This is a genomic window from Kitasatospora cinereorecta (assembly GCF_024172095.1).
GTDB classification, from domain to species: Bacteria; Actinomycetota; Actinomycetes; order Streptomycetales; family Streptomycetaceae; genus Kitasatospora; species Kitasatospora cinereorecta.
On record NZ_JAMZDX010000003.1, the window covers coordinates 23,299 to 37,321 of the forward strand.

Genomic DNA, 14,023 nt, shown 5'->3' on the forward strand with positions numbered 1-14,023 from the left:
GGCCCCCGGCGGAAGATCCGCCGGGGGCCGCCGTTCAGGCGCGGAAGGTTACTTCACGGGCCGGACGAAGACGAGGGTCTCCAGCTTGTTGAAGCTGTTCCAGAGGACCTCGATCTGCGTGTGGGTGTCGGGCACCTGGACGCTGCTGTACTGGTTGGACGCGTCCCAGTACTTGTTGGTGTGGTCGTTGAAGACCGTCACCCCGCGCTCACCCTTGATGGTGGTGGCGACGTCGGCCTTGTGCAGGTTCAGGCCGTCGGTGCGCTCGAAGCCGAAGGTGGAGTCGTAGCCCTGGACGCGCGGACGCATCAGGGTGCCGTCGGACCACTTCAGCGGGGTCGGGTGGGCGTCGATCGGGAGAACGAGGCCGGAACCCGGGTGGTTGGCCACGTTGTTGTCCGTCTGCGAGGCGTCCCACAGCCAGATCAGCAGGCCGTTCTGGTTGGCGTAGTGCTCGACCCAGTTCGGCTTGGTGGTGCTGAAGCCGAAGTTGTACGGGCCGGTCTTCAGCGTGGTGTCGAAGGACACGTACTGACGGTTCTCGACCAGGTACTTCTGGTCGTAGTCCTTGGAGAACTTGCCCGTGATCCGGGAGAAGCCCTTCGCGGTCCAGCCGTTGTCGCCGTTCTCCGCACCGTCGGTGAGGATCGCGGTGCCGTCGGCGGTGATGGCGATCTCGTCGAGGGCCAGGCCCTTCATGTGAACGCCACCGTCGGTGGTGTTGTGGAAGCGCACCTGGATCTTCTTGCCGGCGAAGGCGTCGAGCGAGAAGGCCAGGTCACCCCAGTTGCCGCCGGAGTTGCCGTTGATGGCGTTGTCCGGGAGCGCGGTGCCGTTCCAGGTACCGGCCAGCGGCGCCCAGTTGGCGCCACCGTCGACGGAGACCTCGGCGTACGCGTAGTCGTAGTCGGTCTCGAGGTCGTACCAGGCCTTCGCGGTGAGCTTGGCCGAGGTCTTCCCGGTGAGGTCGACGTCGCGGGTCAGCGTGACGTTGAGGTTGTCGTCGCTGCCGCTCCACCACTCGTTGCCACCCGCGAACGGGGTGTTGATCTCGGTGGTGACGGTCTTCTTCGGCAGGTCGACGACCAGCGCCTGCTTGCGCTTGGTGTTGTACTCGACCGGGCCGAGCAGGCTGAGCTTGTAGTCGCCCGCCTTGGCCGAGTCGAAGTCCAGCCAGCCGAGCTGCAGCTTGGACCAGACGTCGAGGTCGTCCGGCATGTCGCCGATCGAGTTCTTGCCCTCGCCGAGCCAGGAACCCGAGGACATCAGCGACCAGAAGCCGACAGAGTTGTCGATGCCCTGGCCGGAGGTGTCGTAGAGGTCCGGCAGACCGAGGTCGTGGCCGTACTCGTGGGCGAAGACGCCCAGGCCGCCGTTCTCCGGCTGCATGGTGTAGTCGCCGACCCAGATGCCGGTGGTGCCGACCGGGGTGCCGCCCAGCTTGTTGTTGTCCGGGCCCTGCTTGCCGGCCTGGCTGCCGTACACGTACGAGCGGTGGGCCCAGAGCGCGTCGGTGCCCTGGACGCCGCCGCCGGCGGACTCGTCCTCACCGGCGTGCACGATCTGGAAGTGGTCGATGTAACCGTCGGGCTGGTTGAAGTTGCCGTCGTGGTTGTAGTCGTACCGGTCCCACTGGTCGTACTGCGCCAGGGTGGCCTTGATCTGCTCGTCCGACTGGCCCTTGGCCTTCTGGTCGGCGACCCAGGCGTTGATGCCGTCGCGGATCAGGTCCTGCGCGTTGTTGCAGACGTGGCCGCCGCAGTAGTTCGAGCCGTAGCGGGCCTCGTTCCACGGCACCCGGACCCAGTCGGTGACCTGGCCGTCGACCGAGTACCGGCCCGAGGACTGCTTCTCGTAGAAGGTCTTCAGCGAGGGCTGGGTCTTCGAGAAGTACAGGTCCTGGTAGTGGGCCTGGTTGTAGTCGGCCTGCCAGGCGGTCGAGTTGTTGGTCGCCGCGTCCGGCTTGGCGATCTGGTTGTGCGCCGGGCCGGGCTGGCCGCCGTACTTGACCTTGCCGTCCGGAGTCTTGGTGGTGCTGTCCACCTGGTCACCGAAGTCCACCAGGATGGTGAAGATCTTGTCGGTGCGCTCGCGCTTGAGCTCGACGTACTTGTCGCGGCCGAGCTTGACGCTGGTGGAGCCACCGTGCGACTCGATCTTGGCGGTGCCGTTCATCAGCTGCTCGACGGCAGCCTTCTGCTCGGCGTTCACCTTGTCGGTGAGCGGGCCGGGCAGGTCATGCGGAACGCTCGTGGCCTGGGCGGCGTCGGCCGGGTCGCGCGGAACGGGCGTGACCGGAGCGGCGTTGGCCATGCCCGGGAGCAGACCCGCACCGAGCGCCGCGGCGACTGCGACGGCCGCCGAGGCCGCAGCGGCCCTCTTGGATATCTTCAACGTGGTGACGTCCTCCCCTTACCGGCGTGGCTCTTGGCCTCGCCGGTGAACCAATGAAAGACAGGTGGAGGACATTCGATCCAAGTATGAGTAAAAAAGAAAGACCTTGACCATGGCATGGCCACGGCGCTATCCTCCGGCAACTCAGATCATCTGACTGCTGGTCAATCTACCCCGGATCCCTGCGATCTGGGGGTGCATCGCACCCGTACGAGGGATCGCGGCGGGCCGGCGGGGCGCGGCGGAGGCCGATTCACAGGCCAATGGAAGCGTAAACAGTTTTACAACTGAAAGAGACGGTAAAAGGAGCAGGGCCCCGGCGATATACCCGCCGGGGCCCTGCTCTTTGTCGACAGATTTACTTGGTGAGATCCGGGCCTGCGGAGCTGGAGACCGCCGCCGGGGTGTCGGCCACCGGGGACTTCTCCTCACCGCGGAAGGTGAACTTGGCTTCCTTGCCCTCGCCCTCGACGCCGACGACCACGATGTGGCCGGCCCGCAGCTCGCCGAAGAGGATCTTCTCGGACAGGTGGTCCTCGATCTCGCGCTGGATGGTCCGGCGCAGCGGGCGGGCGCCCAGGATCGGGTCGTAGCCGCGCTTCGCCAGCAGCTTCTTCGCCTCGACGCTGAGCTCCAGGCCCATGTCGCGGTCCTTGAGCCGACCGTCCACCTTGGCGATCATCAGATCGACGATCTCGATGATGTTCGCCTCGGACAGCTGGTGGAAGACCACGATGTCGTCGACACGGTTCAGGAACTCCGGCCGGAAGTGCTGCTTGAGCTCGTCGCTGACCTTGGCCTTCATCCGCTCGTACCCGGTGGCCGTGTCACCCGTGGCCGCGAAGCCCAGGTTGAAGCCCTTGGAGATGTCCCGGGTGCCGAGGTTGGTGGTCATGATGATGACCGTGTTCTTGAAGTCGACCACCCGGCCCTGGGAGTCGGTCAGGCGACCGTCCTCCAGGATCTGCAGCAGCGAGTTGAAGATGTCCGGGTGGGCCTTCTCGACCTCGTCGAAGAGGACGACCGAGAACGGCTTGCGGCGCACCTTCTCGGTGAGCTGGCCGCCCTCCTCGTAGCCCACGTATCCGGGCGGGGAGCCGAACAGGCGCGAGACGGTGTGCTTCTCGGAGAACTCGGACATGTCCAGCGCGATCAGCGCGTCCTCGTCGCCGAACAGGAACTCCGCCAGCGTCTTGGAGAGCTCGGTCTTACCGACACCCGAGGGGCCGGCGAAGATGAACGAGCCACCCGGGCGCTTCGGGTCCTTCAGACCGGCACGGGTACGGCGGATCGCCTGGGAGAGCGCCTTGATGGCGTCCTCCTGGCCGATGACCCGCTTGTGCAGCTCGTCCTCCATGCGCAGCAGGCGCGAGGACTCCTCCTCGGTCAGCTTGAAGACCGGGATGCCGGTGGCGGTGGCCAGGACCTCGGCGATGAGCTCCTCGTCCACCTCGGCGACGACGTCCATGTCGCCGGCCTTCCACTCCTTCTCCCGCTTGGCCTTCGCCTGGAGCAGCTGCTTCTCGCTGTCCCGCAGGCCGGCGGCCTTCTCGAAGTCCTGCGCGTCGATCGCGGACTCCTTCTCCCGGCGCACCTCGGCGATCTTCTCGTCGAACTCGCGCAGGTCCGGCGGCGCGGTCATCCGGCGGATGCGCATCCGGGAACCGGCCTCGTCGATCAGGTCGATCGCCTTGTCCGGCAGGAAGCGGTCCGAGATGTACCGGTCGGCCAGGGTGGCGGCGGCGACCAGGGCGGCGTCGGTGATCGACACCCGGTGGTGCGCCTCGTACCGGTCGCGCAGGCCCTTGAGGATCTCGATGGTGTGCGGGAGCGAGGGCTCGGCCACCTGGATCGGCTGGAAGCGGCGCTCCAGCGCGGCGTCCTTCTCCAGGTGCTTGCGGTACTCGTCCAGCGTGGTGGCACCGATGGTCTGCAGCTCACCGCGGGCCAGCATCGGCTTGAGGATCGACGCGGCGTCGATCGCACCCTCGGCGGCGCCCGCGCCGACCAGGGTGTGCAGCTCGTCGATGAACAGGATGATGTCGCCGCGGGTGCGGATCTCCTTGAGAACCTTCTTCAGGCGCTCCTCGAAGTCACCGCGGTACCGGGAGCCGGCCACCAGGGCGCCCAGGTCGAGGGTGTAGAGCTGCTTGTCCTTCAGCGTCTCCGGGACCTCGCCCTTGACGATCGCCTGCGCCAGGCCCTCGACGACGGCGGTCTTGCCGACGCCGGGCTCGCCGATCAGCACGGGGTTGTTCTTGGTGCGGCGGGACAGCACCTGCATGACCCGCTCGATCTCCTTCTCGCGCCCGATCACCGGGTCGAGCTTGGCCTCGCGGGCGGCCTGGGTCAGGTTGCGGCCGAACTGGTCCAGGACCAGCGAGGTGGAAGGAGTGCCCTCGGCGGGGCCACCGGCCGTGGCCGACTCCTTGCCGCCGCCCTGGTAACCCGAGAGCAGCTGGATGACCTGCTGCCGCACCCGGTTGAGATCGGCGCCCAGCTTCACCAGGACCTGGGCGGCGACGCCCTCGCCCTCGCGGATCAGGCCGAGCAGGATGTGCTCGGTGCCGATGTAGTTGTGGCCGAGCTGAAGGGCCTCGCGGAGCGACAGCTCCAGCACCTTCTTCGCCCGGGGGGTGAAGGGGATGTGACCGGACGGGGCCTGCTGGCCCTGTCCGATGATCTCCTCGACCTGCTGGCGGACCGCCTCGAGCGAGATCCCGAGGCTCTCCAGCGCCTTGGCGGCGACACCCTCGCCCTCGTGGATCAGGCCCAGGAGAATGTGCTCGGTGCCGATGTAGTTGTGGTTGAGCATCCGGGCTTCTTCCTGAGCCAGGACGACAACCCGCCGCGCGCGGTCGGTGAACCTCTCGAACATCGTTAATCGCTCCTCAGAGCGGTCGGTCAGTTCGGGGGCCGTCCCCGCCCTGTCCTTCCGCATGCTAGTCCCGCTCAGCGGCGCGGCTCCGGAACTCCCACGTGCGCGGGAGCAACATCGCTGCGCGACCAGCCGACACCAATCCCAACCTGATGGTGGAAGACGGTGTTCCCTGGGACGGGCCCGATGCACCGGATACCGCTACGCCATCGGCGAACACGGCCCGGCGGAACCGGGCGACCGGCCACGCGAACTGCCTCGGGCGGGGCCCATCCGCCCCGTCCACCTGCATTCATACCCGGTATTCCGGCGGGTTTCGCGCTGTTTCCGGGGTGGTGGTGTTCGCCTCGCGAGAAGTCGGCCGCCGAGGGCCGGCGCCGGTGACGCCCACTCAGCCCGGCGGGGTGACGTACCGCCATCCGGCGGCGGACGCGTTACCGCTTCACCCGTACAGCGTTGCACAGCCCATGACTGTTCCGCCGCTCGTGGAGGCCGCACCCGCGCCGCTGTGCGGCTTCGACCGGGTGCTGGTGCCGCTCACTGCGGCGCTCGCCGTGCTGGCCCGGTTGCGCCGGCTCGGACGGTGCCACGGGCCGGTGGCGCTGCACGGCGACCGGGCCGCGTTCCTGATCGCGCCCGGCGCCGCCGAGCTGGTGCCCGAGCTGCTGGGCTGGCTCGGCTGGGGCGGGCTGCGCCTGCCGCTCGAAGCTGCGCCGCCCGCGCCGTACGGGGCCACCGCGCCGCCGGAGCGGCGGGCGGGGCGGCCGACCGTGCCGGGGCGGCCGGCCCCGGGCGAGGGCCGGCCCGCCCTGGACCTGCGCTCGCCCGACCTGCTGCGCCTGCTCGACTGCCTGGCCGACGCGTGCCTGCGCGAACGCCTGCGACTGCCCCCGGCGCGTTGAGGCCGGTCCGACAATTCCCGCCGGACGGACCGGTGGGTCAGGAGGCCATGGCCTTCTCGTACGCCTCGCGCACGTTGCTCGGCACCCGGCCGCGGTCGTTGACCGGCATGCCCTGCTCCTTCGCCCACTCCCGGATCTTCGCCGTGTCCGGCTGGCCGGCGGCGGCGGCCCGACCGGCGGTGCGACCGCTGCTGCGGCGCGGGGCGGTCAGGCGACCGCTCTGCTTGCGGCCCTTGTCGACGTACGGGGCCAGCAGCTCGCGCAGCTTCTCGGCGTTGTCGCTCTTCAGATCGATCTCGTAGGCAACGCCGTCCAGGGCGAACGTCACCGTCTCGTCCGCGGAGCCGCCGTCGAGATCGTCTTCCAGAATGACCTGAACCCTCTGTGCCACGGGCTTCCCTTTCCGCGTTAACGATCCATTGCCTGAGGAAAGGAAACCGCCTTTTCCCGGAAAACACAAACCCCCGACGGTCCTGGAGGGTCAGCTGAGGTGCAGCAGCATGCGTGAGTTGCCCAGGGTGTTCGGCTTCACCCGCTCCACGTCCAGGAACTCCGCGACTCCTTCATCGTACGAGCGCAGGAGTTCTTCATAGACTTCCGTGGCCACGGCCGCCGGGTCTGACGTACGATCGTCGTTTTCACCGATCTCGACGAAGCCGTGTTTCGCGAAGAAGGCGACCTCGAACGTCAGGCAGAAAATCCGACGGACGCCCAGCCAGCGCGCGGTCTGCAGCAGCTTCTCCAGCAGCAGGTGGCCGATGCCGTGCCCCTTGCAGACCGGATCCACCGCCAGCGTGCGGACCTCCGCCAGGTCCTCCCACATCACGTGGAGGGCGCCGCAGGCCACCACCGACCCGGTGTCGTCGCGCTCGGCGACCCAGAACTCCTGGACGGACTCGAACAGTGTGACGGTCGGCTTGTCGAGCAGAATGCCGTCCCGCGCGTACGAGTCGATGAGCCGCCGAACGGCCCGCACGTCCGTGGTCCGCGCCCGGCGGATGGTGACCTCCATGGCGGGACGTTATCGTGCCGGGGGCTCCCGGGTCTCCTCGGTATCGACCCCCGTCACCCGCAGCGCATCGCGCAGCGCCTCGCGCTGCTCGGGCGACATCAGGCCGAAGAAGTGCACCAGCGCGGCGGCCGGATTGTCGCTGGTCGCCCACGCCTCGTTCATCAACGCCGCGGTGTAGGCCTCGCGCGAGGAGACCGGCTCATATCGATAGGCCCGGCCCGCCTGCTCGCGACGCAGCCAGCCCTTTCTGTAGAGCTTGTCGAGCACCGTCATCACGGTCGTGTACGCGATTTCGCGTTCCGACTGCAGATCCTGCAGAACCTCGCGAACGGTGACCGGGCGGTTCCACTGCCAGACCCTGGTCATGATGTCGTTCTCGAGTTCTCCGAGTTGGCGCACCATAGTGCGGCCAGGATAGGTCCGATCCGGACAAAGTCATCCATTGCCAAACAAACCGGCGCGCCGCCACCCCCGCTGGGGTGAACGGCGCGCCGGTGAGCGGTGGATTATTCGCCTGCGGAACGGACCGTCATCGCCTCGGCGGCGGCGTCCTCCTTGGCCTTCTGCGCCCCGCCCTGGCTGCGGATGATGGCCCGCACCAGGAATCCGAAGCCGATCGCCATGACGAGCGGCGGCACGATCGCGCTGACGTAGTCCATCAGGTCACTCCCCGGTCTTCTCTTCGGTCTTCTCGTCGGTCTTCTCGGCGGTGCTGCTCTTCGCCTCCGGCTTCACCAGGGGGAAGAGCACCGTCTCGCGGATGTTCTTGCCGGTGAGCAGCATGATCAGGCGGTCCACGCCGAGGCCGAGGCCGCCGGTCGGCGGCATCGCGTACTCCAGCGCGCGCAGGAAGTCCTCGTCCAGCTGCATCGCCTCCACGTCGCCGCCGGCCGCCAGCAGCGACTGGGCGGTCAGGCGGGCCCGCTGCTCGACCGGGTCGATCAGCTCGGAGTAGGCGGTGCCGATCTCGGTGCCGAAGATCACCAGGTCCCACTTCTCCGCCACGCCCGGGATCGAGCGGTGCTGGCGGGTCAGCGGGGAGACCTCGGTCGGGTAGTCCTTGATGAAGGTCGGCCGGATCGCGTGGTGCTCCAGCAGGCGCTCGATCATCTCCAGGACGATCTGGCCGTGGCCCCACTCCTTCTCCCACGGCACGCCGGCCCGGTCGGCCAGCGCGCGGAGCTCCTCGACGGAGGTCTCCGGGGTGATCTCGGTGCCGATCCGCGCGGAGATGCCCGGGTAGACCGAGACCTCCTCCCACGGCTCCGCCAGGTCGATCTCGTGCTCCTCGCCGTCCGGGCCGAGGCCGCGGACCACGGTGGTGCCGAGCGCGTCGCGGGCGGCGTTCACGATGATCGCCCGGATCAGCTCCGCCTGGGTGTCGTAGTCGCCGTAGGCCTCGTACGACTCCAGGGCGGTGAACTCCGGGTTGTGGGTCGCGTCGGCGCCCTCGTTGCGGAAGTTCCGGTTGATCTCGAAGACCTTCTCGGCGCCGCCGACCACCAGGCGCTTGAGGTAGAGCTCGGTCGCGATGCGCAGGTAGAGCTCGATGTCGTACGCGTTGATGTGCGTCTTGAACGGACGCGCGTTGGCGCCGCCGTGGATCGGCTGCAGCATCGGGGTCTCGACCTCGAGGTAGCCGCGGTCCTCGTAGGTGCGGCGGATCGAGCGGATCACCCGGGTGCGCAGCTGCAGCATCTCGCGCGCCTCGGGGTTGACGATCAGGTCCACGTACCGCTGGCGGACCCGGGCCTCCGGGTCGGTCAGGCCCTTGTGCTTGTCGGGCAGCGGACGCAGGCACTTGGCGGTGAGCTCCCAGCGGTCCACCATCACCGACAGCTCGCCGCGGCGGGAGGTGATCACCTCGCCCTCGACGCCCACCTGGTCGCCCAGGTCGATGTCGGTCTTCCAGGCCGCCAGCCGCTCCTCGCCGAGCTTGTCGAGCGAGAGCATCACCTGGAGGTCGCCGGAGCCGTCACGCAGGGTGGCGAAGCAGAGCTTGCCGCCGGTGCGGGCCAGGATCACCCGGCCGGTGATGCCCGCCCGCTCGCCGGTGGCGGTGTCCGGCTCCAGGTCCGGGTGCTTGGCGCGCAGGTCCGCGATGGTGGAGGTGCGGGGGAAGCCGACCGGGTACGGGTCGATGCCGGCCGCCCGGAGCCGGTCCAGCTTCTCGCGCCGGACTCGCATCTGCTCGGGGAGGTCGTCGGCCTGGGGGACGCTGCTCTGATCGCTCACCCCACAAGGGTAGCCACGCTCACGCCCACTCCCGCCACGGGATATCGCTCCCGGCACGGCGACGGCCCCGGGGGAGTCGCGTGGACCTCCCCGGGGCCGTCGGAGCCGGGTTCCCGTTACTGGTGGGCGCCGGCCTTGCGGCGCCGCGCCACCAGGGCGATCAGGCCGCCGCCGAGGGCGATGGCGGCGATGCCGCCGCCGACCATCGGGCCGATGCCGGAGACACCGGTGGAGGCGAGGCCGCCGCTCTTCGTGCTCGGGGTGGCCGACGCGGTGCCGGGGTGGGTGGAGGCGGTGGCGGTGCCGCCGCCGACGGGGGTGCCGGCCGGGGTGGTGGACGGCGCGCCGGGCTTGTCACCGGCGGGCGTGGTCGGGCCGGTGGGGACGCCGCCGTCGGCCTTGCCGCCCAGGGCGACGGTGACGGAGTCGTTGCCCTTGTTCGGGTCCCAGGGCTTGCCGCTCTCCCGGCCGTCCTCGCCGATCGAGGGCAGCGTGACGACCGCGGTGGCCCCGGCGGCCGGGTCGACCTCGACGGTGAAGTCGAAGGAGCCCTTGTAGCCGGCCTTGATGAACGCGCTGGTCTCGCAGTCGTAGCGGACCTGCGAGTCGCTCGGCGCCGGGTTGGCGAGGCGGCACTGCTCGGGTGCCGCCGTGACCTTGACCTGCTTCGGCAGCGTCACCGCGACGTGGGCCGGGTCGGAGCCGGAGCGCCAGAACACGGACGCGGGGCCACTGCTGGTCATGCCGACGGTGAGCTTGCCCTGCTTGTGGGCCTGGTCCGGGGCCCAGGCGCCGAACGCGGCGAAGTCGGCGGTGTTCTGCACCAGAGCCTCGAGGTTCTGCTGCCCGCCGTTCGGGTCGAGGTCGAGGGCGCCGTTCGGCGCCGGAGCGGTCTCCGGCTTGCCGACGGTCAGCCGGGGGCTGCCGGCCGGGGCGGGCTGGAAGTGGTAGTTGCTGCGGATCCAGGAGTCCGGGCCGAGGGCGTTCGAGTAGGCGCCGACGTCCAGGTAGGAGATGTACGCCGAGGCGTCGACGCCGATCTTCACCGGGTCCAGGTGCACCGTCTCGCCCGGGGCGACGGGGGAGTTGACGGTGCAGACCACCGCGGTGCCGTAGTCGTTGGTGCCGTACTCGCAGTTGGAGAACTTCGACGCCACCTCCAGGCCCATGCCGCCCAGGAAAGTGAAGGTCAGCTGGGACGCGGGGAGCTGGCCCTCGTTGGTGACGGCGAGGTCCGGGGTCCACGTGCCGCCGGGCTTGAGGTCGTGGTTGGCCGGGACCTCCTTCCACTTGAGCTTCGTCCCGCCCAGGGTGACCTTGGTGTCGGAGGCGGCGGTGGCCGCCGACTGGCGGGCCTTGGCGTGCAGGGTCCCAGTGGCGCCGGCGGTGCCGCCCTTGGCGGCGGCGAGCTGGAGGCTCACCCGGCCCTCGCCGTTGTTGAGGAACACCTGGCCGCAGGTGAGGGTGGTGCCGGCGACGGTGCAGCCGTACGGGGTCTGCGGCAGCTCGGCAACGCCCTTCAGGCCGCTCAGGTCGACCTCGACGACGGCCATGGCGCTCGGCGTGCCGCCGGTGAGCTTGATGTTCAGGTCCACCTGGGTACCGGCCGGGCCGTGGTCGCTGACCGGGGCGTTCGGGTCGAGCGCGAGGGCGGTCGGGGCGCTGATCGTCAGTACCGGGTCGGCCGCATGGGCCGGGATGGCGGCGGCACCCAGGGCGATCGCGGCCATGGCCGTGGTCAGCCCGAGCGTGCGGGAGCGCGAGGTGCGCATGGTCCCCCCATTGGGTCTTTGGGCAGTGCGGTGCGTCGCAGACCTTAGGGGGGAATTCGGCCAGCCGTACGGGGAGAATCGGACAGTTCGGGTCAGGACAGTTCGTACTGTCGGAGATTTTTGCGAATTCGTGATCGAGAATCCCCACCGCGCTCACTATGTCGACACATCGTCAGCGCGATGGGGGCGATGACGCGGATTCAGCCGTCGGTGCCGGTGGCGAGGCCGGGGTGGTCCTCGTCGGCCGGGGGCTCGGGGGCGGGCGGGGCGGGGGGCTTGGGGCGGCGTCCGAAGAGTTCGGCGGGCGTGGGCATCCGGCGGGGCTGCGGTCGGTCGGCGGGGGCCTGGGGCTTGGAGTTGCTCATGAGGAACCGTCCTCCGACTGGGATGGGGAGCAGGGGTTCGGACGCCGGGCTGGGTACGGCCGCGAGGTGGCGCTGACCGGAGGTCAGGGAGAGCCGCTCGCGGATGTCCGCCTCGGCGAGCGCGTGGCAGCGGCCGGCGAGCCGGGAGCGCCGGGAGCGTTCGATCGGCCCGCACGGCTGCCGGGACAGCGAGCGGAGGGCGGAGAGATCCTCGGGCGTCGGCAGGTAGCCGTCGGCCACCGCCTCCTCCAGCCGCTCCAGGTAGCCGGCCGCGCTGCCCGGCAGCGCGTCCCGGTACCGGGAGAGGTCGGCCAGCAGGAAGGCGCGCAGCCGGCCGCCCTCGTGCACCGCCTCGTCGATGGCCTCGGTCAGCCGCAGGGCGTCCTGGACATCCTCCGCCCAGAACTCGGCCGCCGGGGCGGCCGGTTGCAGCCGGTCGAGGTCGGTCGGGTAGAGGGCTTGGGCGAGGACACGGCGCAGGACGCGGACTTCGTCGGCGCTGAACGCCATGCCGCCGCGCGATCCGTGTGGCGTTGGCATGGCATGACAGTACGTGGCGTACGTCCGATTTGCGGAGATTGACCTCGCGTCTGTCCCGATTGGCCTATCTGCCGATGGTCTGACCAGGTGTCAGGCGGTCGCCGGCTTGTTCCGCTCGAAGATCAGCCGCAGGCCGATCAGGGTCAGCCACGGCTCGTGGACGTCGATCTCCTCCGCCTCGCCGAGCACCAGCGGCGCCAAGCCGCCGGTGGCGATCACCTGGACGTCGCTCGGGTCCTTGGCGAGTTCCTTCGCCATCCGGTTGACCAGACCGTCCACCTGGCCGGCGAAGCCGTACAGGATGCCGGACTGCATCCCTTCAACGGTGTTCTTGCCGATGACGTTGCGGGGTCGGGCCAACTCGATCTTGCGCAGTTGCGCACCGCGCACCCCGAGCGCCTCCACCGAGATCTCGATGCCCGGCGCGATCGCGCCGCCCACGTAGTCGCCGCGCGCGTTGATCGCGTCGAACGTGGTGGCCGTCCCGAAGTCCACCACGATGCACGGACCGCCGTACAGGTGGTTGGCCGCCAGCGCGTTGACGATCCGGTCGGCGCCCACCTCCTTGGGGTTGTCCATCAGGACGTGCACCCCGGTCTTCACCCCCGGCTCCACGATCACCGCGGGCACGTCGCCGTAGTACCGGCGGGTCACCTCGCGGAGCTCGTGGAGCACGGCGGGCACCGAGGAGCAGATGGACAGCCCGGCCACCCGGTCGTCCGCGGAGACGATCGGATGGGCCCCCATCAAGCCCTGCAGCAGCACCGCCAGTTCGTCGGCGGTACGGCGCGGGTCGGTGGAGATCCGCCAGTGGTCGACGATCTCCTCACCGTCGAACAGGCCGAGCGTGGTCTGGGTGTTGCCGACGTCGATGGTGAGGAGCATGGGCTGCTTTCTGCGTGGGGTGGGGTCAGGAACTGCGGAGGTCCAGGCCGATGTCCAGGATCGGCGAGGAGTGGGTCAGGGCCCCGACGGCCAGGTAGTCGACACCAGTCTCGGCGACCTCGCGCGCCGTGGCCAGGGTCAGACCGCCGGACGCCTCCAGCTTCGCCCGGCCGGCCACCAGCTCCACCGCCCGGCGCAGCTCCGTCACCGGGAAGTTGTCCAGCAGGATCAGGTCCGCCCCGGCCTCCAGCACCGGCGCGATCTGCTCCACCGTGTCCACCTCGACCTCGACCGGCAGCTCCGGGTACGCCGCCCGGACCGCCTTGAACGCCTCGGCCACGCCGCCCGCGGCCACCACGTGGTTGTCCTTCACCAGCGCCGCGTCGGACAGCGCCATCCGGTGGTTGGCGCCGCCGCCGCAGCGCACCGCGTACTTCTCCAGCGCCCGCAGGCCCGGCGTGGTCTTGCGGGTGTCGCGGACCGTCGCCCCGGTGCCCGCCAGCGCGTGGGCCCACGCGGCGGTCGCGGTTGCGACGCCGGACAGGTGGCACAGCAGGTTCAGCGCGCTGCGCTCGGCCGTCAGCAGGTCGCGGGTCCGGCTGCGCACCGACAGCAGCACCTGGCCGGCCTCGACCCGGGCGCCGTCCTCGACGTGCCGCTCGACCTCGAACTCGTCCTCGCACACCAGCGAGACCACTGCTTCGGCGACCCGCAGACCGGCGACCACGCCGGCCTGCCGGGCGGTGAAGTCCGCGGTGGCCACCGCGTCCGCCGGGACCGTCGCGACCGAGGTGACGTCCTCGCCGCCGGCCAGGTCCTCGGAGAGCGCCATCATCGCGACGTCCTCGACCTCGACCGGGTCCAGGCCCGCCTCCTCCAGCAGCGCGGCGAGCGCCGGGTCCAGCCCGGTCTCGTACGCCTCGCCGTCGCCGCAGGCGCAGCCGTCGCCGCAACCGGCGGCGTCGGCGAGGGGGAGTTCGTCGTGGGACATGTGAGGGCTCCATTCAGGGGCGCGGGGAACTGCGCGAGGCGGAAGGTGA

12 protein-coding genes are annotated in these 14,023 nt (G+C 69.8%); 1 reads left to right on the top strand and 11 read right to left on the bottom strand.

The genetic code is table 11. The features are described from left to right. Nucleotides 1-48: 48 nt before the first annotated feature. Together FHR36_RS13640 and FHR36_RS13645 are read right to left on the bottom strand one after the other, a co-directional pair. Entirely contained in the window at nt 49-2,394 is a 2,346-nt protein-coding gene (locus FHR36_RS13640) for an immune inhibitor A domain-containing protein (RefSeq protein WP_407660829.1), read from the bottom strand. A gap of 358 nt (nt 2,395-2,752) precedes the next feature. After that, nucleotides 2,753-5,272: an ATP-dependent Clp protease ATP-binding subunit gene (locus tag FHR36_RS13645; protein ID WP_253796821.1), complete on the bottom strand. Its 2,520-nt coding sequence runs from the start codon at nt 5,270-5,272 to the stop codon at nt 2,753-2,755. 467 nt (nt 5,273-5,739) lie between these two features. Here FHR36_RS13645 and FHR36_RS13650 point away from each other — a divergent pair, with 467 nt between their 5' ends. Further along, nucleotides 5,740-6,174 carry a hypothetical protein gene (locus tag FHR36_RS13650; RefSeq protein WP_253796823.1) on the top strand — a complete coding sequence of 145 codons (435 nt, stop codon included), beginning with the start codon at nt 5,740-5,742 and terminating at the stop codon, nt 6,172-6,174. 37 nt (nt 6,175-6,211) lie between these two features. On the opposite strand, the gene FHR36_RS13655 is transcribed toward FHR36_RS13650, so the two are convergent. The 9 genes from FHR36_RS13655 to nadC form a co-directional block, all read right to left on the bottom strand. Beyond that, the gene (locus tag FHR36_RS13655; RefSeq protein WP_253796824.1) at nt 6,212-6,565 is read right to left on the bottom strand and encodes a histone-like nucleoid-structuring protein Lsr2; all 354 of its coding nucleotides are present in this window, start codon (nt 6,563-6,565) and stop codon (nt 6,212-6,214) included. Between the two features lie 90 nt (nt 6,566-6,655). Further along, a complete protein-coding gene (locus tag FHR36_RS13660; RefSeq protein ID WP_253796825.1) occupies nt 6,656-7,186 on the bottom strand; it encodes an amino-acid N-acetyltransferase in 531 nt (176 codons plus the stop codon). Between the two features lie 9 nt (nt 7,187-7,195). Further along, on the bottom strand, nt 7,196-7,588 hold the full coding sequence (locus FHR36_RS13665) for a BlaI/MecI/CopY family transcriptional regulator (protein ID WP_253796826.1): 393 nt from the start codon (nt 7,586-7,588) through the stop codon (nt 7,196-7,198). A 104-nt stretch (nt 7,589-7,692) separates the two neighbouring features. After that, complete coding sequence (locus tag FHR36_RS13670) at nt 7,693-7,845, bottom strand: hypothetical protein (RefSeq protein WP_253796827.1); 153 nt, start codon at nt 7,843-7,845, stop codon at nt 7,693-7,695. 4 nt (nt 7,846-7,849) lie between these two features. Beyond that, nucleotides 7,850-9,421 carry a bifunctional lysylphosphatidylglycerol synthetase/lysine--tRNA ligase LysX gene (gene lysX / locus FHR36_RS13675; RefSeq protein ID WP_253796828.1) on the bottom strand — a complete coding sequence of 524 codons (1,572 nt, stop codon included), beginning with the start codon at nt 9,419-9,421 and terminating at the stop codon, nt 7,850-7,852. Between the two features lie 116 nt (nt 9,422-9,537). Beyond that, on the bottom strand, nt 9,538-11,193 hold the full coding sequence (locus tag FHR36_RS13680) for a hypothetical protein (RefSeq protein WP_253796829.1): 1,656 nt from the start codon (nt 11,191-11,193) through the stop codon (nt 9,538-9,540). A gap of 200 nt (nt 11,194-11,393) precedes the next feature. Further along, nucleotides 11,394-12,098, bottom strand: a complete 705-nt coding sequence (locus tag FHR36_RS13685; RefSeq protein WP_253796831.1) for a hypothetical protein — start codon at nt 12,096-12,098, stop codon at nt 11,394-11,396. Nucleotides 12,099-12,188: 90 nt separating this feature from the next. After that, on the bottom strand, nt 12,189-12,983 hold the full coding sequence (locus FHR36_RS13690) for a type III pantothenate kinase (RefSeq protein ID WP_253796832.1): 795 nt from the start codon (nt 12,981-12,983) through the stop codon (nt 12,189-12,191). Nucleotides 12,984-13,008: 25 nt separating this feature from the next. Beyond that, a complete protein-coding gene (gene nadC / locus FHR36_RS13695) occupies nt 13,009-13,974 on the bottom strand; it encodes a carboxylating nicotinate-nucleotide diphosphorylase (RefSeq protein ID WP_253796833.1) in 966 nt (321 codons plus the stop codon). Between the last annotated feature and the right edge of the window lie 49 nt (nt 13,975-14,023).